The 25100-nt window shown below is 27.2% G+C and carries 27 protein-coding genes; 22 read left to right on the top strand and 5 right to left on the bottom strand.

Annotation, left to right across the window (positions count from 1 at the left end; genetic code table 11):
• Positions 1-208 precede the first annotated feature (208 nt).
• Together glpK and GFJ41_RS10850 are read left to right on the top strand one after the other, a co-directional pair.
• Positions 209-1747: a glycerol kinase GlpK gene (gene glpK, locus GFJ41_RS10855; RefSeq protein WP_021433598.1), complete on the top strand. Its 1539-nt coding sequence runs from the start codon at positions 209-211 to the stop codon at positions 1745-1747.
• Between the two features lie 75 nt (positions 1748-1822).
• Positions 1823-2389: a hypothetical protein gene (locus GFJ41_RS10850; protein WP_170075314.1), complete on the top strand. Its 567-nt coding sequence runs from the start codon at positions 1823-1825 to the stop codon at positions 2387-2389.
• A 63-nt stretch (positions 2390-2452) separates the two neighbouring features.
• Here GFJ41_RS10850 and GFJ41_RS10845 read toward each other — a convergent pair whose 3' ends face one another.
• Together GFJ41_RS10845 and GFJ41_RS10840 are read right to left on the bottom strand one after the other, a co-directional pair.
• Positions 2453-3220, bottom strand: a complete 768-nt coding sequence (locus GFJ41_RS10845; RefSeq protein ID WP_035115007.1) for a hypothetical protein — start codon at positions 3218-3220, stop codon at positions 2453-2455.
• Between the two features lie 78 nt (positions 3221-3298).
• Positions 3299-4066 (bottom strand): YaaA family protein, encoded by a 768-nt coding sequence (locus GFJ41_RS10840; protein WP_035115004.1) that lies wholly within the window; start codon positions 4064-4066, stop codon positions 3299-3301.
• A gap of 91 nt (positions 4067-4157) precedes the next feature.
• Between GFJ41_RS10840 and GFJ41_RS10835 the strand changes: the two genes are divergently transcribed.
• Complete coding sequence (locus GFJ41_RS10835; RefSeq protein ID WP_081949202.1) at positions 4158-4919, top strand: DUF975 family protein; 762 nt, start codon at positions 4158-4160, stop codon at positions 4917-4919.
• Between the two features lie 38 nt (positions 4920-4957).
• Here GFJ41_RS10835 and GFJ41_RS10830 read toward each other — a convergent pair whose 3' ends face one another.
• Together GFJ41_RS10830 and GFJ41_RS10825 are read right to left on the bottom strand one after the other, a co-directional pair.
• Positions 4958-6580, bottom strand: coding sequence for a carbon starvation CstA family protein (locus GFJ41_RS10830; RefSeq protein WP_035115001.1), 1623 nt, complete (start codon positions 6578-6580; stop codon positions 4958-4960).
• Complete coding sequence (locus tag GFJ41_RS10825) at positions 6577-7065, bottom strand: DUF8052 family protein (RefSeq protein ID WP_500048748.1); 489 nt, start codon at positions 7063-7065, stop codon at positions 6577-6579. Before GFJ41_RS10825 ends, GFJ41_RS10830 begins: the two co-directional genes overlap by 4 nt.
• Before the next feature lie 188 nt (positions 7066-7253).
• On the opposite strand from GFJ41_RS10825, the gene GFJ41_RS10820 reads away from it, so the two are divergent.
• Genes GFJ41_RS10820 through GFJ41_RS10805 form a run of 4 tightly spaced genes read left to right on the top strand, consistent with a single transcriptional unit; the run spans position 7254 to position 10382 of the window.
• On the top strand, positions 7254-7610 hold the full coding sequence (locus GFJ41_RS10820) for a GntR family transcriptional regulator (RefSeq protein ID WP_035114999.1): 357 nt from the start codon (positions 7254-7256) through the stop codon (positions 7608-7610).
• 11 nt (positions 7611-7621) lie between these two features.
• Positions 7622-8314 carry an ABC transporter ATP-binding protein gene (locus GFJ41_RS10815; protein WP_021429577.1) on the top strand — a complete coding sequence of 231 codons (693 nt, stop codon included), beginning with the start codon at positions 7622-7624 and terminating at the stop codon, positions 8312-8314.
• The gene (locus tag GFJ41_RS10810; RefSeq protein WP_170075313.1) at positions 8307-9131 is read left to right on the top strand and encodes a hypothetical protein; all 825 of its coding nucleotides are present in this window, start codon (positions 8307-8309) and stop codon (positions 9129-9131) included. The genes GFJ41_RS10815 and GFJ41_RS10810 overlap by 8 nt, the downstream gene beginning before the upstream one ends.
• A gap of 12 nt (positions 9132-9143) precedes the next feature.
• Entirely contained in the window at positions 9144-10382 is a 1239-nt protein-coding gene (locus GFJ41_RS10805; RefSeq protein WP_170075312.1) for a hypothetical protein, read from the top strand.
• Between the two features lie 53 nt (positions 10383-10435).
• On the opposite strand, the gene GFJ41_RS10800 is transcribed toward GFJ41_RS10805, so the two are convergent.
• A complete protein-coding gene (locus GFJ41_RS10800) occupies positions 10436-10780 on the bottom strand; it encodes a RidA family protein (RefSeq protein WP_025161588.1) in 345 nt (114 codons plus the stop codon).
• A gap of 225 nt (positions 10781-11005) precedes the next feature.
• On the opposite strand from GFJ41_RS10800, the gene GFJ41_RS10795 reads away from it, so the two are divergent.
• From GFJ41_RS10795 to rpsB, 15 genes are all read left to right on the top strand, one after another.
• Entirely contained in the window at positions 11006-12298 is a 1293-nt protein-coding gene (locus GFJ41_RS10795) for an NCS2 family permease (protein WP_021433587.1), read from the top strand.
• An 86-nt stretch (positions 12299-12384) separates the two neighbouring features.
• A complete protein-coding gene (locus GFJ41_RS10790) occupies positions 12385-12546 on the top strand; it encodes a hypothetical protein (RefSeq protein ID WP_156317171.1) in 162 nt (53 codons plus the stop codon).
• Positions 12547-12743: 197 nt separating this feature from the next.
• Entirely contained in the window at positions 12744-13715 is a 972-nt protein-coding gene (locus GFJ41_RS10785) for a sulfurtransferase (protein ID WP_170075311.1), read from the top strand.
• A 10-nt stretch (positions 13716-13725) separates the two neighbouring features.
• On the top strand, positions 13726-14409 hold the full coding sequence (locus tag GFJ41_RS10780; protein WP_170075310.1) for a TVP38/TMEM64 family protein: 684 nt from the start codon (positions 13726-13728) through the stop codon (positions 14407-14409).
• A gap of 80 nt (positions 14410-14489) precedes the next feature.
• On the top strand, positions 14490-15599 hold the full coding sequence (locus GFJ41_RS10775; protein WP_035114990.1) for a (Fe-S)-binding protein: 1110 nt from the start codon (positions 14490-14492) through the stop codon (positions 15597-15599).
• A gap of 16 nt (positions 15600-15615) precedes the next feature.
• Positions 15616-16272, top strand: a complete 657-nt coding sequence (locus tag GFJ41_RS10770; RefSeq protein ID WP_035114987.1) for a TVP38/TMEM64 family protein — start codon at positions 15616-15618, stop codon at positions 16270-16272.
• An 8-nt stretch (positions 16273-16280) separates the two neighbouring features.
• Positions 16281-16862: a CDP-alcohol phosphatidyltransferase family protein gene (locus GFJ41_RS10765; protein ID WP_170075309.1), complete on the top strand. Its 582-nt coding sequence runs from the start codon at positions 16281-16283 to the stop codon at positions 16860-16862.
• 62 nt (positions 16863-16924) lie between these two features.
• Positions 16925-17797 (top strand): DMT family transporter, encoded by an 873-nt coding sequence (locus tag GFJ41_RS10760; RefSeq protein ID WP_035114982.1) that lies wholly within the window; start codon positions 16925-16927, stop codon positions 17795-17797.
• Between the two features lie 375 nt (positions 17798-18172).
• Positions 18173-18331: a hypothetical protein gene (locus tag GFJ41_RS10755; RefSeq protein WP_021429484.1), complete on the top strand. Its 159-nt coding sequence runs from the start codon at positions 18173-18175 to the stop codon at positions 18329-18331.
• A gap of 30 nt (positions 18332-18361) precedes the next feature.
• Positions 18362-18997, top strand: a complete 636-nt coding sequence (locus tag GFJ41_RS10750) for an endonuclease/exonuclease/phosphatase family protein (protein WP_170075308.1) — start codon at positions 18362-18364, stop codon at positions 18995-18997.
• A gap of 109 nt (positions 18998-19106) precedes the next feature.
• Positions 19107-20393 carry a VanW family protein gene (locus GFJ41_RS10745; protein ID WP_170075307.1) on the top strand — a complete coding sequence of 429 codons (1287 nt, stop codon included), beginning with the start codon at positions 19107-19109 and terminating at the stop codon, positions 20391-20393.
• A 336-nt stretch (positions 20394-20729) separates the two neighbouring features.
• On the top strand, positions 20730-21719 hold the full coding sequence (locus GFJ41_RS10740; protein WP_170075306.1) for a protein kinase domain-containing protein: 990 nt from the start codon (positions 20730-20732) through the stop codon (positions 21717-21719).
• Between the two features lie 123 nt (positions 21720-21842).
• Complete coding sequence (locus GFJ41_RS10735) at positions 21843-22787, top strand: potassium channel family protein (RefSeq protein ID WP_170075305.1); 945 nt, start codon at positions 21843-21845, stop codon at positions 22785-22787.
• Positions 22788-22864: 77 nt separating this feature from the next.
• Positions 22865-24052: a D-alanyl-D-alanine carboxypeptidase family protein gene (locus GFJ41_RS10730; RefSeq protein ID WP_170075304.1), complete on the top strand. Its 1188-nt coding sequence runs from the start codon at positions 22865-22867 to the stop codon at positions 24050-24052.
• Between the two features lie 316 nt (positions 24053-24368).
• Positions 24369-25091, top strand: a complete 723-nt coding sequence (rpsB, locus tag GFJ41_RS10725; protein WP_021433574.1) for a 30S ribosomal protein S2 — start codon at positions 24369-24371, stop codon at positions 25089-25091.
• Positions 25092-25100 lie beyond the last annotated feature (9 nt).

Genomic DNA, 25100 nt, shown 5'->3' with positions numbered 1-25100 from the left:
CTATTGAATAATTGTATTAATGCAAATTATAATAGGTAGAGATGCTCAATAAAATAATAATAAAAACTAATTAGCATACCTTAGACAAAAAAAGACTAATTTTAGATTGATAATATACATTAATTTACTTAAAAATGTGTATATCGAAAGGAGATGAAATTTAGTGAAAGGTATTGATTAAGATATACTCTTTCGCTGAGGATAAATTATGGAAAAAAAATATATAATAGCATTAGATCAAGGAACTACTAGTTCAAGGGCAATATTATTTGATAAATATGGTAATATAGTTTCAACTGCACAAAAGGAGTTTACTCAAATATACCCAAAGGCTTCTTGGGTTGAACATAATCCTATGGAAATTTGGGGAAGTCAAAGTGGTGTACTAAGAGAAGTTCTAGAAACATCTTTTATAAGACCTGATGAAATTGCAGCAATAGGTATAACAAATCAAAGAGAAACTACAATTGTATGGGATAAAAATACGGGCAAACCGGTATATAATGCTATTGTGTGGCAATGTAGAAGAACAGCAGACATATGCGATAAGTTAAAAGATAAAGGCTTAGAAGCTACTATAAAAGAAAAAACAGGACTTTTGGTAGATGCATATTTTTCAGCTACTAAAATAAATTGGATTTTAGAAAATGTAGAAGGTGCAAGAGATAAAGCTGAAAATGGAGAGCTTTTATTTGGAACTGTAGATACATGGCTTATATGGAATTTAACGAGAGGAAAAGTTCATGTTACAGATTATTCAAATGCATCAAGAACAATGCTTTTCAATATAAAAGATTTGAAATGGGATGAAGAAATTCTAGGTGAATTAAACATACCAAAGAGTATGTTGCCTGAAGTTAGACCATCTAGTGAAATTTATGGATACACAGATTCGGAAATGTTAGCTGGTGCACAAATACCTATAGCAGGGTGTGCAGGAGATCAACAAGCTGCATTATTTGGGCAAACATGTTTTGAGCAAGGTAGTGTTAAAAATACTTACGGAACTGGGTGCTTTTTATTAATGAACACAGGTGATACGATAGTTGAGTCAGAAAAAGGATTATTGACTACTATAGCGTGGGGAGTAGATGGAAAAGTTAACTATGCTTTAGAAGGAAGTATATTTGTTGGAGGAGCATCGATTCAATGGTTAAGAGATGAACTTAGGCTAATATATGATTCAGGACAATCGGAATACTATGCAAATCAAGTTCAAGATACTAATGGAGTTTATGTAGTTCCTGCATTTACAGGATTAGGGGCTCCTTATTGGGATATGTATGCTAGAGGAGCTATATTTGGATTGACAAGAGGAGCAAAAAGAGGTCACATAGTTAGAGCTACATTAGAATCTATAGCATATCAAACAAAAGATGTTTTAATGGCTATGCAAGAGGATTCTAAAATGCAGTTAAAATGTCTTAGAGTTGATGGAGGAGCAAGTGCAAATAACTTCTTAATGCAATTCCAATCAGATATATTAAATGTGAATATTGATAGACCTAAAATAATAGAAACTACAGCTTTAGGGGCTGCATATCTTGCAGGTCTTTCAGTAGGGTTTTTCAAAAGTATAGAAGAAATAAAAGAAAAATGGGAAATAGACAAGGAATTTACACCGAGTATGGATGATAGGAAAAGAACTATTTTATATAAAGGATGGAAAAGAGCAGTTGATAGAACTCTCTTATGGGCTAAAGAAGATGAAGAATTGGCGAATGAATTAAGCAGTATAAACAACTAAAAATATATAAAATATTTCTATATTTGATTCATATAATTAAAATAGATGTTATATGTAAAATATGGAGGTATAAATATGAAAAAGTTAAAAAAATTTTTTTGCTTAATATTTATATGTATATTGGTTTTAAGCGGATGCAACAACAAGGTTGATGTTAAAGGTAATAATGAATCTGAGATACAAGTATCTAGTAATTTAAATACTGATAAGCAAAATGAGGAAAAAAACTCAAAAACTTATGAAGCTAAAATAATAAGTATGGATTCTAATACAAGTGAAAAGAAAATAATAAGTGATATCAAAATCGATGATAATTTATCTATGAATGATAAAGTAAATATAATTATCAAAGAAGTATCAAAATTACAATTTAAAAATGCTCCAATAGAGTTAATTAAAATAGAGAATAATATAGCTTACATAAATATTAAAGAAGACAAAGTAAACAAATTTTGGAGCAATAAATTTTTTCAAGGAAGTACAGGAGCTAGTGTAACAATATACACAATTGTTGAAAGTTTACTCCAACGAGATTACAAAGGTAAATGGATTGATGGCATATACATTACTTATGAAGGAAAAACAAATGTAGAGTTTGATCATATAGACGTTGACTTCTTTGGTAGTGTAATAAAAAGATAATAAATCAATTAAAAAGGTAACTATATAATTTTATTCCTAAAATTATATAGTTACCCTTTTGTTTTACTTGTTTTTTGATAAACAATTTTCATTTAATAATTTAAATCCATAATCCTTTGTTAATACTTCAATTAATTCGTCATAATTGTATTTAGGATAATTTATTATGCAATATTTAGTATCGTCCTCTAATTTATCGAATTCATTATAAACGTCAAATGTAGTAGACATTTTAGCCATATCATCTCTAAGTTTATCCATATCAACTAATATATGAGCAAATTCAAAATCAAGAGACTCATTAACTATCATATCAGCAATTGTGCTCAATAAGCTTTCTTTGTTTTTAAATTCTATTTTTATTGAATTATTTTTATATTTATCTAACTTAATTGATAACTCGTTCAAACAACTATCTAAATCATTATTCACAAAGTTTACAAACTCTTCTTGGCTAAATAATGATTGAATATCTGATATTAATAAATTGTTCATATGTTCTTCCCAAAGTAAAAGTCCAAATTTAGAATAACTAGAATCAGATACAGGCTCTCCTTTATAGTTTTCAAATCTTGGATGAAGTCTGTCATGATGTTTTGATATTGATACTCTAAATAAGTTCCCCTCATGGCCTAATGGGATACAGTTTATAATAAACTTATCTAAATCACTTCCAATAAAAACTTTTTCACTTAAAAGTAGCTCTTTTGTTTTATCTAAATTTTCTTTTGAAAAATCTATGTTTTCATTACTTAAAGCCATTCTAAAAATAATTTCTTTATATGTTTTATTTAATATATTATTTAACTCTTGTGTGTAGTTATACTTCATAGTCAGAAACCTCCAAATTTTAAGTCAAATGATATATACCCAAAATAATACTTTTTAATCTAAAAATAATAATTGTTACTATCTAGTAAATATTATTGAATTACTATCAGATAAATTTGCATTAAAAGTATATCCATCGTAATTAAAGTTTTTAATACCTTCTATAGAATCTATTTTGTTTTTAATTATGTAGCTAGTTAGGTTACCCCTAGCTTTTTTTGAGTAAATACCTATAACTTTATAAGTATTACTACTTTCTTTGAAGTCTTTAAACTCTACATTTACAACTTGAAAATCTTTAGATAATTTTTTAATATTTATAGCTTTAGAATATTCATTTGATGATAAATTAAGCAGAGTTTTATTTTCCTGATTATTAATTTCATTATAAATATAATCAGTTATTTTTTCTTTCCAAAATTTATACAAGTCATTTCCTTGTTCATTTTTTAATTTAGCTTTCATTTCAAGTCTATAAGATTGTATCATATCTAAAGGTTTTAGTACACCATACAAACCTGATAAGATTCTTAAATGAGCATTTGCAAATTCAAAGTCTGACTCATCAAATTCATTTACTTTAATGCAATTAAATACTTGACCATCAAAAGCAAGTAAAGCTTGTAAGTATTTGCTAGATTCAGTCCCTAATGTTTGATATCTATCAAAATTTAAATTAGTTAAGTCATTGCTTAGATTCATTAGATCACTTATTTCATCTTTAGTTAACTTTTTTAAAATAGAGATAAGATACTTAACTTCAGACTCAAAAAAAGGAGTAGAAGACTTGAAATTAGTGTTTATATCAAAACTCATAGTTGTTGCGGGGGAAATTATTGTTATCATTAAAAATCACCTCGAAAAAATTTTTTATATAATATATATATCAATAAATTAATAATTTAATCAATAAATAAAAAGTTTTTAATATAATATAATGTATGTAGTTTTAAATGTCATACAAATTAAAAATAAGGGGGCGTTTAAAATCGATAGAGTTCAACTAAAAGAATTATCGAAAAGTCAATTAAAGGGAAATTGGAAGATACCTGTATTATTGACACTATCTTATAGTGTAGCATCTATAATAATAAGTATGTTGCAAGGACAATCAGACTCTATGTTATTAGCTTTAGTAATGTTTGTAGTGTCATTTGGATTTGGAGTATTTATAACTATAGGAATTCCTAACTTTTACTTAATGTTTGTTGAAAAAATGGGGAATGGTTCTTTTTCAGATGTTTTAGTTTCTAAAAGTAAATTTATAAAGGCATTAATATATACAGTTATATTATCTGCAATTGTATTTGTAGCTACATTTATTATAATAGGTATAGCACTAGGCGGAACAGTTGTATTTACTTTTTCGGAATCGGGATTCGGAGCAGGATTTATATTTGGAATTTTGGTGATATTGGTACTGTTAATACTTTTAACTATACTTGAACTAGCTTTAATGCTAACTCCATATATAATAATAGAACATGAGCACTTAGGTACTATAGAAGCTATGGGATTAAGTATAAAAATGATGAAGGGTAATAAATGGAAATTTTTTGTTATAGAGTTAAGCTTTATAGGCTGGGCTATTTTATCTGCACTTACATTTGGAATAGGTTTTTTATGGCTAATTCCATATATAAGTTTAACTCAAGCAAACTTTTATAGAGATTTAAGTTTTAACTATTTAAATAAATAAAAAATAAGCTATCTTTTTTAAGATAGCTTATTTTTTATTTATTTAAAGTTTTTTATTTTTTCTTTTTTTATAAACATAATAGCTTCTTTTATTAATATAATAGCTAAAACAAGCAAAAGAACTGCTATTATTACAAGTGCATAATTGACCCCTATATTAGCTTTTATATTAAAACATAATGATACTATAGTAACTATAAACATAAAAATGATAGGAATTATAAATTCTTTAAAGCTCTTATTTGAATTAGCAAGCCATATAGCTATGGCCATTAATGCTATTGCTGCTAAAAGTTGGTTTGCAGATCCGAATATAGGCCATATTTTTTCATATCCCATAACAGCTAAAAGACCAGAACATACAACTGTTATAGTTGTAGAAACATACATATTGCTAAGTGGATTGACTTTTGTAGCTTCTTTGTTGTTCAATCCATTTGTATCGAAAAACTCTTGGAATATAAATCTACCAAGTCTAGTAGCAGTATCTAAAGATGTAAGCGCAAATGCAGATATAGCAAGTGATGTAAATGTTTTACCTATGCCGAATGGTATACCAAATGATGCCATAAAATTAGCGATTCCTTCAGAGAATACGTTGACAGGTCCACCGTTTCCTAATAAACTTCCAAATTGTTTGTTAGAAATATAAGCTACAGTTATAAGAGCAACAATTGCAAGAAGACCTTCTATAAGCATAGCTCCATAACCTATTTTTTTAGCATCGGATTCTTTATACAATTGTTTTGAAGATGTACCAGATCCAACAAGTGAATGAAATCCTGAAATAGCTCCACAAGCAACGGTTACAAATAGTACAGGGAATAAGTATTGACCTCCGACATTAAAGCCTATAAATCCATCCATTTGTATTTCTGGTCTTAATATAACAATACCTAAAAGGGCTCCAATTATCATTGCATATAATAGATAAGAGTTAAGATAATCTCTAGGTTGAAGTAATATCCAAACTGGAGTTACAGAGGCTATGAAAATATAGATCATAAGTAATATTATCCAAGTTTGTTTACTTAAAGCTATAGGGAATAAAAAACCTAAGTAAATACATCCAAATAACATTAGAACACCTACTACAGAAGCTGGAATTAAAGGCATTTTAAATCTATAAACTGCTATACCAAACAAAATTGCTAAAGCTATAAAAAATATTGAAGCGCTAGCAGCTTGTGGGGTAGAAACAAAGTTATCAGCCACTATATTTGCAAAGGCTGCAACAACTAAAACTAGAGTTAACCAAGCAAATAATGCGAAAAGTTTTTTCCCCTTTTTACCCATGTTGGATTCTATTATTTCACCTATAGATTTACCCTCATGCCTAATAGATGCAAATAAAGAACCAAAGTCTTGAACACCACCAAAGAAAATACTACCTATTAATACCCAAAGGGCAACTGGTATCCAACCAAATATAGCTGCTTGGATAGGACCTACTATAGGACCAGCACCAGCAATTGAAGCAAAGTGATGTCCAAGTAATACTGGAGATTTAGCAGGAACATAGTCAACCCCATCATATTTAGTATGAGCGGGTGTTTTTCTTGTATCATCTACTCCCCATTTTTTAGCTAAATATCCACCATAACATACATATCCTATAAAAAGAATAAGTGCACTTATTAAAAGTAGTGTTAATGAATTCATAATAAAACCTCCTTATAAAAATGAATAACATCTTTAGAATCGCAGTTATAAATAAATTCATTTGTGGATTTATCAAAAAGAATTATTCTGAGTGATGAATAGCCTTTAAGTCCTAACATATAGCTTTTTCTTTTTTTTATCTTGGGTATTTTAGATTTTAAAATTTTATCGATATGATTTGTAGATACAAAGAGAGTTATAGTTGTAGACATGTGATTTTCATCGACTTGTACAAGGTCATTCATAGCAAAATCAGTAAAAGATAATAAGTTTTTTTCTAAGTAATCAATGGATAGATTATCTAATTCTTTTGCAAATACATACTCTTTATTATCATAAGACCAAATTACTCTTTTTTTATTTAAGAAGTATTTTGAATTGGTAAGTATATACTCCCCCATAAAATCAAAATTATAGCCAGACACTTTATAGTTTTCGTATATATTAAATTGATTTTTCATAGAGGATTTAAGTTTATCTAAAATAAAATCACCTCCTTAATTTATTTATATAAATATAAGGGCTTTATTATGTATGGGTTAACAAATTAAATGTATTTATATATATAAATGACTTTATACTTAAATTTACAGTTGAACTCTAAGTGTACTATATATATAATACACTTAGAGGTGTACTATTTGCATGGTACAGTGATACGGAGGTGAAAATTATGAGTTTTATTCCAAACGATAAAGAACCAGTATATATTCAAATTATACGATATATAAAGCAACAAATTGTAATAGGCGAATTAGGAATAGGAGATAGCATACCGTCAAGGAGAGATATGGCAGTTATGATAAAAGTAAATCCAAATACTGTTCAAAAAGCATATAAAGAAATGGAAGAAATGGGGATAATAACGACTCATAGAAACTATCAAAGTAATATAACGGATGATAGTTCTATAATAACAAAAATAAAGGAAGATTTAATAAATGAATCCATGGATTCGTTTATAGCAAGCATGAAAGCTATAAATGTTAAAAAAGAAGAAGTTATAAACATAATAAATGATAGGTTTTAGGAGGGGTAAATTTGATAGAAATAAAAAATGCTAGTAAAAAGTACAAAAAAGTAAAAGCATTAGACAATATATCCTTTGAAATCCATGAGGGAAAGATAACTTGCATTTTAGGAATAAACGGTGTTGGAAAGTCGACTATTTTGAAATCTATATGCGGACTTGTAAAATTAGATAGAGGTGAAATATTAATAGATGGAGAAAAAATAGATTATAAAACATATGAAAAAGTAGCTTTTGTCCCAGATGTGGACAACTATTTTGCACAACTTACAATAAAAGAAAGTTTTGAATTTATGAAAGAATTTTATAAAAAATGGGATAGAGAAAAAGCATATGATATGCTGAAATTGTTCAATTTGACTGATGATAAAAAAATTTCAGAGCTTTCAAAGGGAAATATTGCTAGGGTTAAAATTATACTAGGCTTTGCTCAAAATGCTAAGTATACTATATTAGATGAACCATTTTCAGGAATAGATATATTTAAAAGAGAAGATTTTTTAGGTGTAATGACTAAGTATGTAGGTGATGAACAAAGTATAATAATAACTACCCATGAGATTGCTGAAATTGAAATGATAGCAGATGACGTAATTCTTATTGATGAGGGGAAACTTTCTCTAGTTTTCAATGCAGAAAAGACTCGTGAAGAAGAAGGAAAATCAATAATAGATAAAATGAGGGAGGTATATAAAGGTGAATAGGATACTCACTTTATATAATATAGAATTTAAAAGAATATACAAACTTTACTTCTTGCTTATAGGAACCTTATTGATAGCTAACTTAGCTGGAGTTATGAAAACTTTATATGATTCTGTAAAAAGGATTAGTTTAGAAAATAATTTGCCTATGAATATAGATATATTGAAAACTAATTTAGGTTATAGTTTTGTAAATGAATTTACAAAAAATGATATATACGTATATGGGAGTATGGCTTTAGGAGTAGCGGTATTATTTTGCTTATTATATGCAACTATTATATGGTATAGAGACTACTATTCAAAAAGTAAAACCATATATACATTATTAAGCCTTCCACAACCAAGATTTAATATATATATAGCTAAGCTAATTATGGTAATTGTTATGATATATGGAGTGATCGCATGTCAATTTTTATTTTGGTATATTGATTTAAATATTATAAAAATACTTGCAGGAATAAGTTCTCCAAATTTTGCGAACGTATACTCTAATATGATGCAGTCAGTTAATCAAATAAATGTAGTATCACCATACTTATTAGATTTTTTAATGATAGATTCATTTGGGGTAATACTTGCTGTTGTAGTTATATTTACTGGAGTGTTAATAGAAAGATCATTTAAAAAAGTGGGAGTATTATTAGGGGTTGGATACATTTTAATTACTATAATAGGATATGTATTTATAATAGGATTAGATAGTGGGATTTTAGGAAACTTACTACTAAATCACATAATGTATTATATTTTACTGCTTATGGTATCTATCTTGATTTCGTATAGATTAATAAATAAAAGGGTTTGTGTATAAAGGAGGATTTATATGAATAAAAAATTATCAATTACAATTTTAGGATTAGCAGTATTCTCTTTTATACTAGTTTTATTAGGGGTTATTATAAATCAACCAAAGCATGAATTAGTAGATATAAAGGGAGATAGGAATGAAATTGGAGATGTATTATTTATATCTCAAACTCAAAATGGATTGTATGGAAATGTTCAAACTATAACATCAAAAGATAAATTTACAGTGAAAAAGAATTCAAAGTCAATATACAACCTAAGTGAAAATATTAAGGTGAAAGATGAACATAAGGAAATGTTTAAAAATGTACATCAAGATAATCAGAGATATTGTAGTGAAGAAAATATAGGATACATAGAGGATATGGGAATAAACTATACAGGTACAGGAGATGCTAACTTAAGTTTTAAAATAGTTAATAAAAACCTTAGGAGTGGTAATGTTGAAGAATATGATTTAAATTTACCAAAAAGTTTTGATGGAGAAAGTAATTTTTCTTATGGACTAACTGTTGGTATTAAAAATGAAGATATATATATATTATCTAGTGTATCTGAAGATGTTGAGTACTCTGCAAAAGGAAATATTACAGGTAGTGGTGATGTAGCAATTGATATTTATAAATTTAATTTAAATAAAAAAGAAATTGATAAAGTTGGAGAATTTGTTCAAAAGAAAAAAGATAGTGAAATAATAATAAGTAATAATCAGATATGTTTTGAATATGAGGATAAATTGTATTCAACAATAGAAACTTATCCCAATGATAAAAAGAAAAATGGAGAAGTATATTTAATTTATTATGATATGAAAAAAAATAAGTTTGAATATATGGAAGGACCTATAATTAATAATAAGGATATTGAATCAATCGATACAGATACAATTCAATATAGCATAGAAAATGGAAAATTATATTTACTTAACAAAAATGATAGAGATGAGAGTTATACAAATATAATTCAATACACAATCGATTTGAAAAATAACAAAATAAATAAAAACAAAGAGTATAAAGTTGAAAAATTAAATGAAATGTCACATATAGAATCTTTTAGAGTTATAAATAAAAAGCTGTATCTTTGTATGGGAAGTTATAAGCCGATTAGAGGAGAGTACTCTGGTGATGAGGATTTGAAAAATGCTATAGTTGTAGTAGATGAAAAAAATGGGAATACTTTGTATATGGGAGAATATATAGAGGATAAACCTGAGGATAGTATAAACTTTATATTAAAAAATAATGAAATTTAATTTTAAAGCTATAAAATACAAATAAACTTGTGTTTTATAGCTTTTATTCTTAATTATTTAACTGCTGCAGTAACAGACATCTCAACTAATAAAGCTTCTCTAGCTAATCTAGCTTCAACACAAGCCCTAGCAGGCTCAGAACCCTCGTTTACCCAAGCATCCCAAACAGAGTTCATATCAGCAAAGTCTTTCATATCTCTTAAATATATAGTTACAGATAATATATGATCTTTATCAGAATCATATTTATTTAGTAAATCTTCTACTTTTTGTAATACCATCTTAGTTTGTTCCTTAACATCACCTTCTCCGTGTGTTTGACCACATAAATATATTGTGTTGTTATGTACAACTGCTCTACTCATTCTACCAGTTCCTTCATATCTTTTTATTTCCATTTTACAATTTCCTCCCATAACATTAAAAAATTAAGTTCAATATTTAATTATAGATGAATATAAAAACATTTTCAATTACATAATAATACAAAGTATAAAATGAAAACACATACATAAACATACAAAAACAAAAAAATATTCGAAAAAATGTGCATAAAAATTTAAAATGTGATATTATAGAGTTCTGTGAAAAAACAAAATTCGACAGAAAGAGTGAGGACGTAAATGGAGAAGTATTTTAAACTTAAAGAAAATAATACTACGATAAAAACAGAAATTTTAGCAGGTATTACTACTTTTATGACAATGGCGTACATATTAATAGTAAATCCTAGTATATTATCTGCAGCAGGAATGGACTATGGAGCGGTATTTACAGCTACAGCTTTATCTGCAGTTATAGCTACCCTTATGATGGGATTATATGCGAAATTACCATTTGCTTTAGCCCCAGGGATGGGATTAAATGCATTTTTTGCATATACGATAGTAATAGGAATGGGATATTCATATCAATTTGCATTAACAGCAGTATTCTTAGAAGGACTTATATTCATAATGTTAACATTATTTAATGTGCGTGAAGCTATTGTTGATTCTATTCCAAATAACATAAAGAAAGCTATTTCGGTAGGTATAGGACTATTAATTTCACTAATAGGATTAGAAGGAGCTGGAGTTATAGTTCATCCTGAAGGTGGAGGAACTATATTAGCTCTTGGAAATATAGTTTCAGGAACTGGATTACTAGCTTTAATAGGTATATTAATAACAGCTGTATTATTAGCTAAAAACATAAAAGGTGCATTATTTATAGGAATGATAGTTACAACTATAATTGGAATACCTATGGGTGTTATAGATATACCAACAAAAGTAATGAGCATGCCTCCTTCAATTTCATCAACTGTACTTAGCTTTGAGTGGCATAACATATTCTCTTTAGATATGGTTATAGTGTTATTTACACTATTATTTATGGATATGTTTGATACTATAGGGACTTTAGTAGGAGTTGCTACAAAAGCTAAAATGTTAGATGAAAATGGGAAAGTACCAAACGTTAAAAAAGCATTATTTGCAGATGCAGTAGGAACTACTATAGGAGCTTGTCTAGGGACAAGTACAGTAAGTACTTTTGTTGAAAGTGCATCAGGAGTTGCAGAGGGTGGAAGAACAGGTCTTACAGCTGTATCAACTGCAGTTATGTTCTTTTTAGCATTATTCTTTGCACCTTTATTTTCTATAATAACTCCAGCTGTTACAGCATCGGCACTAGTATTAGTTGGATTATTTATGATAGAGCCTATAAAAGAAATAAATTTAGAAGATTTTACAGAAGCTATTCCAGCATTTTTAACTATAATAATGATGCCTTTATCATACTCTATAGCTGATGGTATAGTATTTGGTGTTATATCTTATATAATATTAAAATTATTCTCTGGTAGAGCTAAAGAAATAAGCATAACTACAGTAATTATAGGATTTGTATTTATACTTAAATTCTTAATATAGATATTTTAAAGGCTTGCCTCTTTAGGAAGAATAGAAATATAAATTGTGAGCAAAATAATTTATAAAATGATAAAGAGGTGAAAATGATGGCTAAGAAAAATAAAATATTTAAAGAAATGGGGCATAAAATGGAAGAACTAGGCCATGATATGTCAAAAGGTATACAATCTTTTTCAAACTCAGTAGAACATACAGGAGAAAAAGTTGCAAAAGATATGAAAAAAGCTAGTAAAAAAATGTTTAAATAATAATAAAAAAAGACTAGAGTTTGCTCTAGTCTTTTTTTATTATTAAATTATTTAAACTATATAAATAGATAAAAGCTATATTGAATAACAAAGATATAGATTTTTTCTATAATTGATGTAATATCTATTATGATATAATCCAAGATGTAATACAGAAAGTGACAAAAAATTCTTAAAAATTCTTTGGGGGGATTTATATGAAAGTTAGAAATAAAAAAGTAATATTAATCGTTAGTTCATTATTAATAACTAGTGGACTAGTAGTAGGTTGTGCTGATAAAAAAAGTGAACAAAACACTAACACTACAAATAATGAGCAGAGCTTACAAACAACAAAAGAGGATTATACATATGAAAATAATGAATACTTCACAAGTGTAGACTGGCTAAATAAAAATTTAAAGAATAAAGATATATTGATAATAGACGCTAGAAGTGAAGATGACTATAATAAAGGTCATATACCAGGCGCTATAAATGTAGCTTGGCAAAGTTTTTGCAAAATGGAAGGCAAAGCAGGAGACAAGGATTGGGGAACTCTTTTAGATAAAGATCAATTATCTAAGATATATTCAGATCTTGGAATCGACAAAAATAAAAAAGTTATCGTTTATGCCCAGAAAAATGGATGGGGTGAAGACGGACGACTAGCTTGGATGTTCAAAGAAACAGGAGTAGATGTTAGAATGTTAAACGGAGGAATGGACCTTTGGAAATCTAACGGAGAAGAAATATCTAAAGAAAAAGCAGATCCTAAGAAATCAGAGTATGTTATAAAAGAGCTTAAAAATGATATAAATATAGATACAAAGACTTTAAAAGAAAAAATGAATGATGTTAAAATAATAGATACAAGAGAAAAAGATGAGTATGATGGCGCTAATAAGTTTGGAGAAGCTAGAGGTGGACATATACCTAAATCTATAAATATACCATTTAATGAAGTGTATAATGAAGATGGGACTATAAAATCTAAAGCAGATTTAGAAAAGTTATTCAAAGATGAAGGTATAAATAAAGATGATGAAATAGTTACTTATTGTACATCTGGAATTAGATCAGGACATATGGCATTAATTTTAAAGTCAATAGGGTATGATAATGTTAAAAACTATGATGCATCTTACTATGAGTGGGCAGGAGATAAAACTAATCCTGTTGAGAAATAAGAGGTAAAATATGAGGAAAAAATCTTTAGTTGTAAAAATAGGAGTTTTACTTTTGATTATAGGTATATATTTATTTGTAGGACCTATTAATCGATTTATAAATCAAATGATATTTTATTTAAGTATGGTAAATTTAGAAAGCTTAAAACAGTATATTTTATCATTTGGAATCTGGGCGCCAATTATATCATTTATTTTAATGATACTTCAGTCCGTAGCCGCTCCATTGCCTGCATTTTTAATAACATTTGCAAATGCAGCATTATTTGGATGGGTAAAAGGGGCACTTCTTTCTTGGACTAGTGCTATGGCAGGGGCAGCACTATGCTTTTATATAGCACGATTTTTAGGAAGAGATACAGTAGAAAAACTTACAAGTAAGTTTGCAATTGATAGTGTAGATGAATTTTTTAATAAGTATGGAAAACATACAATATTAATAGCAAGATTACTTCCATTTATGTCATTTGATTTAGTTAGTTATGCGGCAGGATTAACATCTATGAGCTTTATATCATTTTTTATAGCTACTGGAATTGGTCAGATTCCAGCAACTATAATATATTCTTATGTTGGTGATATGCTTACTGGCGGTGCTAAATTAATGATGATGGGAATTCTTACGCTTAGTGCTATAAGTGTTTTATTATATGTACTAAAGAAAATATATAATGACAAAAATAAGGTTAGTTAATATTTAGTATAAGAAATATCCCAGATTTGTTAATCGAATTTTGGGATATTTCATTTTGTATATATGAGAGGTGAGGTTGAATGGAGCTAAATGAAAATTTAAAAAACAAAGTTAAAGATGACGAAAATAAATGTATAAATTGTAAGCTATGCTTTCACAATTGTCCTATGATGAAAGAGTTTGAGAATTCACCAAAGGATTTAATGAATAGGATTTTAACGGATAGTATAGATATAAGAAAAGTTGCATATTCATGTATGCTTTGTGGCTTATGTACGAGTAAATGCCCTAAAGGGATAGACTTAAAATCCACATTTTATAAAATACGAAAATATGCAGTTTTAAATAATAAACAAGAAGTAAAAAGAGATGGATACAAAGTTGTTAGGTTTCATCAAATGAATAGTTTTTCACCTGTATTTTCAAAAAGCTTAAAAATCAATAATAATAAAACGGTATTTTTACCAGGATGTAGTTTAAGCAGTTATAGTGAAGATATTGTTTTAAAGACATATGAATACTTGAAGCAGTATTACACTAATATTGGGATGACTTTAAAGTGTTGTGGAAAACCCACATTATCAATGGGAGATGAAGATAAGTTTAAAAAATATTATTCTAGCTTAGAAACGTATATAAAAAAAGAAGGAATAGACGAAATTATAGTTGCATGTCCTAATTGCTACAATACCATAAAAAATTACAGTAAAAATATTAGGGTAAAGACTGTATATGAAGTTATAAATGAAATTGGAGTTACGGATAATTTGAAACATAAGTATGAAGGAATAGAGGTAGCAATCCATGATTCATGTTCCACAAGACATGAAAAACAAATACATGAAAGTGTTAGATGGATATTAAGAGAGCTAGGGTTAAATATAATCGAGTTTAAAAATAATAAAAAAGATACTGTTTGTTGTGGAGCTGGAGGTATGGTCGGAGTAACGAATTATAAACTTGCTTTAAAACAGATGAATAGTAGGGCTGATGAGACTGAGTGTGAAAATATAGTTTGTTACTGTGAATCATGCTGTGAATCATTGTTAAATTCAAATAAAAATATACTCCATATATTAGATTTACTATTCAATGAAGAAGTTATAAACAAAAATTTATTTACACAATCTAAGACAAAAACACTTAATAAATGGATTACAAGATATAAAACAACTACACTATGCAAATGATTAATTGGAGGTTGGTATGAATTATAAATTTAGTAAATTTTTAAAAGTATTGTTATCGGGAATTATAATTTTTGTAATTGGAAGTATTATATACAAAATTTTAAACATGGATATAGGACCAAATGATATACAAAAGTATGTTACTTCATTTGGGAAACTAGCACCTTTAGTATATATTATAATGTTTGCATTAGTACCTTTAACTCTTTTTCCAGATTCAATCTTAGCAATTGGAGGGGGACTTATATTTGGATTAACTAAAGGATATATATACACACTTATAGGAGCGCTTATAGGGGCGAGTTTATCTTTTTATATATCTAGAAAACTTGGAAGAAATTTTGTGAAAAAAATTACGAAAGAAAAATTAGATTATATAGAAGAAATGATAAACACAAAAGGTTTTTTTGTGATTTTATTACTTAGGCTTATACCGTTGTTTCCGTTTGATGTGATTAGTTATGGAGCGGGTCTTACAAATATAAAATATAGAGATTTTATATTTGCAACTATAGTAGGTACTATTCCGGGTATTCTTGTCTTTACAAATATTGGGGCTCAATCGGTTGATATAGGTAGCAATAGTTTTTATCTATCAATAATGGCACTTATACTGCTAATTTTATCGTCAATAGTTTTAAAAAATAAGTTTATAAATACACAGAAGAAGTAGGTGAAATTATGTTAGATACACACGGTAGAAAGTATGTAGATCCAATTATAAATTGCGGAGCTAATTTTTTTATTAAACTAAATTTAACTGCAAACAATGTAACTGTTATAGCTTTGCTTTTAGGAATATTGACAAGTGTATTTATATATATAGATATGAGTATACTTGCAGTTATAACTCTTTGGATTTCAGGATACCTAGATGCTGTAGATGGTTCTATAGCTAGGAAAACAAAAACAACATCTTTATTTGGAACGTTAATGGATATAACTTTTGATAGAATTGTTGAAACTTCTATAATATTATCATTAGCAATGAAGTACTCAAATGCAAGAATTAATTTTATTGTGCTACTTATATGTATTATAATTTCAATGACTATATTTTTGACAGTAGGAGCTTTAGTAGAAAAAAAAGGTATGAAATCTTTTTATTATCAAGCTGGAGTTGCTGAAAGAAGTGAAGGGTTTTTAATGCTTAGTTTAATGATACTAGTTCCAAACTATATAGTAATTTTTACAAATTTATTTTCGGCTATTATATTTATAACGATAATACAAAGAATAATAGAAGCTAAGAAGATATTGTAAAAACACCTTTTATTATATGTTATACTGTATACAATACATATTTAGCTACGGAGGTGTGAAATTTGGGAAAATTAAATAATTTAAGTGATAGAAATAAAGGAATTGTATTTATAATTTTATCTGCATTTGGGTTTGCAATGATGTCAGCTTTTATAAAGCTATCGGGTGATTTACCTAGTATCCAAAAAACTTTTTTTAGAAATTTAGTATCATGCATAATTGCATTTTCATTAATACTAAAATATAAAGAAAGTGCGTTTGGAAGTAAAGAAAATAGAAAAATATTAATTTTAAGGTCTATATTTGGGACTTTAGGAATAATACTAAATTTTTATGCTATTGATAGATTGGTTTTATCAGATGCAAACATGTTAAATAAATTAAGTCCATTTTTTGTAATAATTTTTTCAGCTATATTCTTAAAAGAAAAAATTAAGTCAAATCAAGCTGTAGCAGTAATAATAGCATTTATAGGAGCTTTGTTTATAATAAAACCTACTCTGAATTTTGCTATAATACCATATGTTGCAGGGATTTTAGGGGCAATATTTGCAGCAGCAGCGTATACTTGCCTAAGAGTTCTTGGGGGAAAAGAAAAATTTTACACTGTGGTATTTTTCTTCTCATTATTTTCAACTGTTTCAATATTTCCATTTGCCATTATGGCATACAAATCTATGACAATTATACAGTTTGTATATTTAGTTTTAGGAGGAGTTTTTGCAAGTATTGGACAATTCGGAGTAACACTTGCATATAAATATGCACCGGCTAAGGAAATATCTATATTTGATTATTCAAATATAATATTTTCAGCTATTATAAGTATATTAGTATTTAATGTGATTCCGGATAAGTACAGTTTTATAGGCTATATAATAATATTTTCAGCATCGTATTACATGTTTTTAAATAATAAAAAAACTAAAAAATAGATTTGAATTTATAAAATTTTAAAATGTGTACACTATATATAAAAAGTATAGTTTATTGTGTTGACAAAATATGATTTATGATATATAGTATATTGTATACAATATGGAAATTCCTTAAAATAGATAAAATAAATAAATGCTTAGTTAATTAGAGTGCTATATAATATTAAAAATTATTATATAGCACTCTTTTTTTTCTTCACAAAAAATGACAAAAAAACATAAAAAATAATATTTTTCTATTGAAAACGAACAGGTGTTTGATTTATAATAAGTATTGAAGGAACAGTTGTTCGGTTAAAGTTTAGTAATAAATAATGACACATATGAATATAAATAGTATAAATTATTAATTTATGAAGGAGAGAAAAACCAATGATGATATCAAATAGAAGACTAGAGGAAATAACTATAAATAACCTAAGAAAGGGAGATGTTAGCATAGGAGAACTAGATGAATTATATAAAAAAATGGGATTCTTATTTGTTATAAATCAAGGTAAATGTACAAGGATAAAAAAAGAAAGAAGTTAAAATTTATGCAACTAAAATTTAGGAGGATAAATGAAAATTATAACTTACAATATTCATAAAGGTATGGATGCACACAATAAAGATACCTTAAATGGATTATTAAGTTTTTTTAAAAAGATAAATGCAGATGTAATATGCCTTCAAGAAGTTCTAGAGAGTATACATTATAAAATTTTAAATGATTTAAATATAAAAGGTTACTTTTTTAAAACTGTAGAGCTAAAAGGTGATAATTATGGAATTGCTATATATTTTATTAAATGTGTAAATCACATAGATGGGTTTTATTTAAGTAGTAAGAAAGAGCAAAGGGGATTTATTCATACTCAATTTTTTATAAATAACAAATTAGTTAATATAATAAATACTCATTTAGGCTTAAATGAGGAAGAAAGAAAAATACAGATTGAGGAAATTTATAGTTATGTAAATAATTTAAGAGGAAAAATTATTATATGTGGTGATTTTAACCAAACAAATATAAAAATAAAAGATTATTATGACTTATCTATATTGTTTAGTTGTGAAAATATAGAAACATTTCAACCTAGTAAATCTAGAATAGATTATATATTTATGTCTAAAAATCTAAGACCGAGTAGATATAAAGTTGAATTTATTGATTTATCTGATCATTATCCTGTAATAGGAGAATTTATTATATAAATATACAAGCCTCTACAATTGTGACAATAAAGTTACATATACTTAAGAAACGTTGTTTTATAAAGTTCATTTAAATATAATTATCTTAAGCAAAGTAGGGGGGAATGAAATGCAACAAAATGTAGCAGTGGAAGAAAAAAAAGAAAGAGTAAGACTTGATATTACATCAAAAAAAAATTTAAGTATTATAGCAGCAATTATTTTAACACTTATAATAATAGCATCGATAGGCATAAAATCATTTAATAACAAGTATATTTACAACGGCAAGATAGCTACCAATATGTATATTGGAAATGTAAATGTTTCAGATCTTACACCTAATGAGGCTAAATTAGCTGTAGCCAATGAATACAAGCCTAAGAGTATAGATGTGGATTACAATGATAAAAATTTTATAATAAATCCGAATCAAATTGATTTAAAATACGATGTAAATAAGTTTGTTGATAATGCATATAAATTTAACAAAACTGATTCGTATTTTAAGAATGTAGAAAGAGTTATTGCACTTCAAAGAGGAAAAAAAGAAGTAATAGCTATAAATCCTACATACAATGAAAAAAAATTAGACTCAGCATTAGATGAAATAAGTAATAAGGCGAATAAAAAAGTTGCTGATGCAAAGCTATATATATCAGATTCAGGAAGCTTTAATATAACACCAGAGGTTATAGGACAAGAATTGGATAAAAAATCCAGTAAGGAAAACATAAAAAAATATTTAGCTGAAAACAAATTTAGTGGTATGGCGCTTTCAATAAAAAGCGAGAAACCAAGCATAACTGCGGATATGCTAAAAAGTGTAGACTCATTATTGGCGACTCACAGTACTAGATACACAAATTCATCTGCTAATAGAGCTTACAATATAGTTAAGGCATCTAATAGTACTAGTGACATAGTACTTATGCCAGGAGAAGAGTTTTCATACAATACATCAACAGGACCTAGAAGTAGATCTAATGGGTATAAAGATGCACCTGTAATTGTAAATGGTAAGGTACAAGATGGATCTGGAGGGGGAGTATGTCAAGTATCTACAACTATATATAATTCAGCTCTTTACTCAGGGCTTGATATAACAAATGTTAGAAACCATTCATTGCCATCTACATATGCGCCTAAAGGAAAAGATGCAACAGTTGCTTATGGATCTATAGATTTAAAATTTAAAAATCCATATAAACATCCTATATATATAAAAAACTCAGCGTATAATGGAACAGTAACAAGCACTATATATGGTAGTTCAAAGGATAAGCAAAATATAAGTGTGGTAACTGAAAATGTGGGAAGTAGTAACGTAGTTAAGACTTATAGAGAATTTAAAGATTCTAACGGTAAAGTAACAGAAAAAGAGTACATAACAACGAGTTCGTACAAGAAAAAATAAAATTAATAATAATATACTAAATAATATATATATATATCCGTATATAATTTTAAGGATTATAGTTGTTTGACTTCTATGAATCTATTAAATTGTATACGGATATTTTTGTAAAGACTAAAGCACCTCTATATTGATTTTCAAGAATTTTTAAAAAGTTTAAAGGTAATAATAATTGGGTATGACCACAAAAATAAACTAATAACACTGAAACGATACAAAAACACAAAAAAATATAAATGTGGTCATGTAATACTTATTAATTACAATTATTTCCAAAGTTGTTATAATATAACTAAGGATAGAAAATGTTTGCATGCATATTGGGAGGGAGATTATTTGGTATATATAGGAAAAAGGTATGAGATTGTAGAAGAAATAGGAAGATGTTCTAATTCGTGTCTATATAAAGGCAGAGATTCTTACGATAAGCAGCTGGTCATTATAAATATCATAGATAAAGGAATAATTAGAAGTGAAAAATTTATATCTAACTTAATTGATGAATCAACATCTATAAATGAAATTAATTCGCCAAATATACTTAAAGTAAAAGATGTAGGGATGGATAAGCTTGAAAATGGAACGGAATTATACTATGTTATAAGTGAGTATATGGAAGGTAGTACTTTGAACCAATTAACTAAATTTCATAAATTGAATATGGATGAAATAATTATAATTTTTAGACAAATATTAAATGCACTAGAAGTAATACATAGCTATGATATATATCATGGATGTCTACAGCCAAGTAACATAATTATAGATGAAGGATATAATGTAAAGTTAAGTAATATTGGAATTATAAAATCTAATAATAAAATTTTTAATAATGGAATAAAAAGATTTTCTAAAAACTTAAAGTATATGTGTCCTCATCAAATTTGTCTAGGATATACAGATAAAAGTAGCGATTTTCACGCTCTAGGAGTAATTTTGTTTGAATTGATATTTGGAGAACACCCTTATGGAGAAGCAAAAAGTGAAGAGGAACTCATAAGAAGAATGGACAAGGGTATATGCTGGAGAAAAATTGACACCGGAAAAAGTCCAGAAAAAATTATAAATATAGTAAAAAAACTGTTAAGTCGAAAGCATAGATACCAAACGCCTCAAGAAGTTATGATAGACTTAAGTGAATATCTATATGAAGTTGAAAATATATGTGGAAAAGATGAAGAAAATGAAAATATTGAACAAGATTTAATAGTACATAAAGATGAATATGTAAAAAATAAAAAACACATACATAGATTTAGTAAATTTGCAGCATTAGGAGCAATTGCCATTGTTTCTTTTTTAGTGCTCGGGATGACTATAAAATAAAACTGTTTCAAAGTTAATCTTTGAAACAGTTTTTTTATACAACTAATGAAGTTATTATATTATGAATAAAATTTAATTAATATCAAAAAATAATAACCATAAAAATTGGAGGACGTATAGTCGATGATTAAACAAAATATAAACTTTAAAAAAAAACAATGCATAGATTATACTAATTTAATATTTGATGAAGTTGTTATTATAAATAGTGATAAACTACATGAATTGAGTAAAAACAAAAATATAGATTTTTCCGATGCTTTATTTAAAAAAGATGTGATATTTGATAATTGTAGATTTGAAAAAAATATTACTTTTAAAAATATTACCTTTGAAAATAATGTATCCTTTAAAAATTGTGTTTTTTGTGGAGATTGTATCTTTAAAAATGTAGAGTTTAGCAGAGAATTAACTGGTGAGAAAATTTTTATACATTCAAAAATAAAAGGTCAAAAGGTTTCATTTGAAAATATAAAAAACTTGCCTAGATTAGACGGAATTATTTTTAGTAATTGTACAAAGGTTTTATTAAAAGATATAAAGTATGGTAAAAATAATTATGAAAATGCAAAAATTAATTATAGAATAGCAAAAAATCAATGTAGCATAACTGGAGATTATGAAAAACTTGGACACTATTATTACATGGAAAGATATTATGGAGGTAAATGTATAAAAAGAAGTGGATTTAGAGGTAATATTCAATATATAAATGCTAAATTTATAGATTTTCTATCAAGAATAATAATTGGATATGGAGAAAAGCCTCTAAATATTTTTATAATATCTTTTTTTATAATCAGTTTGTTTGCTATTTTATATATGGTAACGGGAGTTAAATATAATGATAAAATAATAAAAATAGGTGAAGTTAAAAATATATATGAGTTAATTAAAAATTATATTGATTTATGGTATTTTAGTATGATTACATTCAGTACGGTAGGATATGGAGATATGACAGTAATTAATATAGCTGGAAAAGCTCTAGTAAGTATAGAAGTTTTTCTTGGAGTAACTATGGGAGCATCATGGGCTTCTGTAATTTTTAGGAAAATGTCAAGATAGTAAATAATTACTAGATATATATTTAAGTAAATAAGTGAAAAATTAATATATACTTATTAACTTAAGAAGGTGAAAAAATGACATTAGGAGTAAAGAAAATCATATCATTTATTTTAATTTTAGCATTTGTAACTCCATATACTATATTTGCAACAGAAAAAGAAAAAGAAGTAGATAAGTATTCTTTATCATCTATACTAATAGACCAAGATACAAATAGAGTTTTATATGCTAAAAATCCAGATGAAAAAAGACCATTAGCTAGTTTAAGTAAAATGATGACGTTTTTAATAGCTATAGAAGCTATTGAAAACAAGCAGGTAAGTCCTAAGGATAAAATTAAAATAACTAAAAAAATAGCATCTGTAAAAGGATCAAGTTATCATTTGAAAGAAAATGAAGAAGTAGAGCTAATTGAACTGATGAAAGGATTAATGATAGTTTCTGGAAATGATGCAGCAATTGCTATAGCTACTCATATAGGTAAAAGTCCAGAGCAGTTTGTAAAAATTATGAACAAAAAGGCTAAAGATATAGGAATGAGCAATACTCATTTTGTGAATCCTCATGGACTACCTATATATGACTTACAAAATCCTAAGGCTCAACCAAAACAAAATATATCAACAGCTAGAGATATTGCAACCCTTGGTAAGTATATGTTTGATAATTATGAAAAACAAGTTACATCAGTTACTGATATGGTTACCTACTCAAATCCAAATAGAGGATTTGAAAAAAACAACACTAACCCTTTATTAAGAATAATACCTGATGTTGATGGAATTAAGACTGGATACACAGGCAATGCAGGATACTGTTTATCATTTTCAATGAATGTAAAAAAACAAAATGATATGCGAAAATATAGAGTTATAGGTGTGTCTTTAGGTGCTAATCATAAAAATAAAAGATTATCAGCATCATTAGACATGCTAAATTATGGGAAAGAGAATTATCATACAGAAAAAGTAATACGTAAAAATGATTTAATAGGTAAAAAATATATAAAGGGATTAGAAGAATTAGAAGTAGAGCTTAGAACTAAAGATGAATTATATACAATCTTAGGAAATGAAGAAAATTTAAATACACAGTTAACTTTAAAAGAATTAGAATATCCTATTAAAAAGGGTGATGTACTAGGTGTAATTAAATACTATACTGATAATGGAGAAATCTTGGGTAGTATTGATATAGTTAGTGCGAAAGATGTGGATGATGCTTCTTTAATCACTAAAGTTAAAATGTTGTTTTCAAAATAGTAAAAAAATAAGATAGAGTATTAACTCTATCTTATTTTTTATGGGTAAAAAAATGAAAAATTAATTTATGATTTAAGTTGAATATATTTTTGAAAATTTGGCAATAATTACTTAGGGAAATGAAGAAAAATAGAAAATAATAGTACATATATAATAAGGATATAAAATTTATAAAAGATATTGTAATTTATAATGGGCTATGATATACTAACTGAGGTAAAAAAATAAAATAACGCACGACTATGTGATCTCTAAAAGGTGCCTAGAGGGTTTTTTAGAGAGTTGATCAAGTCGGAGGTAAAACCAGGAGGAAAAAATGGCAGTAATATCAATGAAACAATTATTAGAAGCTGGTGTTCATTTCGGACATCAAACAAGAAGATGGAACCCTAAGATGGCTCAATATATATTCACAGAGAGAAATGGAATATATATAATAGACTTACAAAAAACTGTTAAAAAAGTTGAGGAAGCTTACAGATTCACTAAAGAAGTAGCTGAAACTGGAAGACCTATATTATTCGTAGGAACTAAGAAGCAAGCTCAAGAAGCTATAAAAGAAGAAGCTGAAAGATGTGGAATGTTCTACGTTAACGAAAGATGGTTAGGTGGAATGTTAACAAACCACAAAACTATAAAGACTAGAATAGACAAGTTAAGAAAGTTAGAAAAAATGGAAGAAGAAGGAGTATTCAACGTTCTTCCTAAGAAAGAAGTTATAAAATTAAGAGCTGAAAAAGAAAAATTAGAGAAATACTTAAACGGTATAAAAGATATGCCTGAATTACCAGCTGCTATATTCGTAGTAGACCCAAGAAAAGAAAACATAGCTATACAAGAAGCTCACAGATTAGGTATACCAGTAATAGGTATAGTTGATACAAACTGTGATCCTGAGCAATTAGACTTTGCTATACCAGGTAACGATGACGCTATAAGAGCTGTTAAGTTAATAACTGGTGCTATGGCAACTGCTATAATAGAAGGAAGACAAGCTATAGCTGATGATCAAGAAGAAGTAACTGAAGATCAAGAATAATAAAATAAT

It is taken from the genome of Paraclostridium dentum (genome assembly GCF_012922555.1).
Taxonomy (GTDB): Bacteria; Bacillota; Clostridia; order Peptostreptococcales; family Peptostreptococcaceae; genus Paraclostridium; species Paraclostridium dentum.
This window is presented reverse-complemented; position numbering and strand designations above follow the sequence as displayed.

What these genes read in the sequence shown, in the direction of transcription:
- glpK (WP_021433598.1), top strand. Translation starts at nt 209, where the DNA reads ATGGAAAAAAAATATATAATAGCATTAGATCAAGGAACTACTAGTTCA.
- GFJ41_RS10850 (WP_170075314.1), top strand. Translation starts at nt 1,823, where the DNA reads ATGAAAAAGTTAAAAAAATTTTTTTGCTTAATATTTATATGTATATTG.
- GFJ41_RS10845 (WP_035115007.1), bottom strand. Translation starts at nt 3,220, where the DNA reads ATGAAGTATAACTACACACAAGAGTTAAATAATATATTAAATAAAACA.
- GFJ41_RS10840 (WP_035115004.1), bottom strand. Translation starts at nt 4,066, where the DNA reads ATGATAACAATAATTTCCCCCGCAACAACTATGAGTTTTGATATAAAC.
- GFJ41_RS10835 (WP_081949202.1), top strand. Translation starts at nt 4,158, where the DNA reads ATGTATGTAGTTTTAAATGTCATACAAATTAAAAATAAGGGGGCGTTT.
- GFJ41_RS10830 (WP_035115001.1), bottom strand. Translation starts at nt 6,580, where the DNA reads ATGAATTCATTAACACTACTTTTAATAAGTGCACTTATTCTTTTTATA.
- GFJ41_RS10820 (WP_035114999.1), top strand. Translation starts at nt 7,254, where the DNA reads ATGAGTTTTATTCCAAACGATAAAGAACCAGTATATATTCAAATTATA.
- GFJ41_RS10805 (WP_170075312.1), top strand. Translation starts at nt 9,144, where the DNA reads ATGAATAAAAAATTATCAATTACAATTTTAGGATTAGCAGTATTCTCT.
- GFJ41_RS10800 (WP_025161588.1), bottom strand. Translation starts at nt 10,780, where the DNA reads ATGGAAATAAAAAGATATGAAGGAACTGGTAGAATGAGTAGAGCAGTT.
- GFJ41_RS10795 (WP_021433587.1), top strand. Translation starts at nt 11,006, where the DNA reads ATGGAGAAGTATTTTAAACTTAAAGAAAATAATACTACGATAAAAACA.
- GFJ41_RS10790 (WP_156317171.1), top strand. Translation starts at nt 12,385, where the DNA reads ATGGCTAAGAAAAATAAAATATTTAAAGAAATGGGGCATAAAATGGAA.
- GFJ41_RS10785 (WP_170075311.1), top strand. Translation starts at nt 12,744, where the DNA reads ATGAAAGTTAGAAATAAAAAAGTAATATTAATCGTTAGTTCATTATTA.
- GFJ41_RS10780 (WP_170075310.1), top strand. Translation starts at nt 13,726, where the DNA reads ATGAGGAAAAAATCTTTAGTTGTAAAAATAGGAGTTTTACTTTTGATT.
- GFJ41_RS10775 (WP_035114990.1), top strand. Translation starts at nt 14,490, where the DNA reads ATGGAGCTAAATGAAAATTTAAAAAACAAAGTTAAAGATGACGAAAAT.
- GFJ41_RS10770 (WP_035114987.1), top strand. Translation starts at nt 15,616, where the DNA reads ATGAATTATAAATTTAGTAAATTTTTAAAAGTATTGTTATCGGGAATT.
- GFJ41_RS10765 (WP_170075309.1), top strand. Translation starts at nt 16,281, where the DNA reads ATGTTAGATACACACGGTAGAAAGTATGTAGATCCAATTATAAATTGC.
- GFJ41_RS10755 (WP_021429484.1), top strand. Translation starts at nt 18,173, where the DNA reads ATGATGATATCAAATAGAAGACTAGAGGAAATAACTATAAATAACCTA.
- GFJ41_RS10750 (WP_170075308.1), top strand. Translation starts at nt 18,362, where the DNA reads ATGAAAATTATAACTTACAATATTCATAAAGGTATGGATGCACACAAT.
- GFJ41_RS10745 (WP_170075307.1), top strand. Translation starts at nt 19,107, where the DNA reads ATGCAACAAAATGTAGCAGTGGAAGAAAAAAAAGAAAGAGTAAGACTT.
- GFJ41_RS10735 (WP_170075305.1), top strand. Translation starts at nt 21,843, where the DNA reads ATGATTAAACAAAATATAAACTTTAAAAAAAAACAATGCATAGATTAT.
- GFJ41_RS10730 (WP_170075304.1), top strand. Translation starts at nt 22,865, where the DNA reads ATGACATTAGGAGTAAAGAAAATCATATCATTTATTTTAATTTTAGCA.
- rpsB (WP_021433574.1), top strand. Translation starts at nt 24,369, where the DNA reads ATGGCAGTAATATCAATGAAACAATTATTAGAAGCTGGTGTTCATTTC.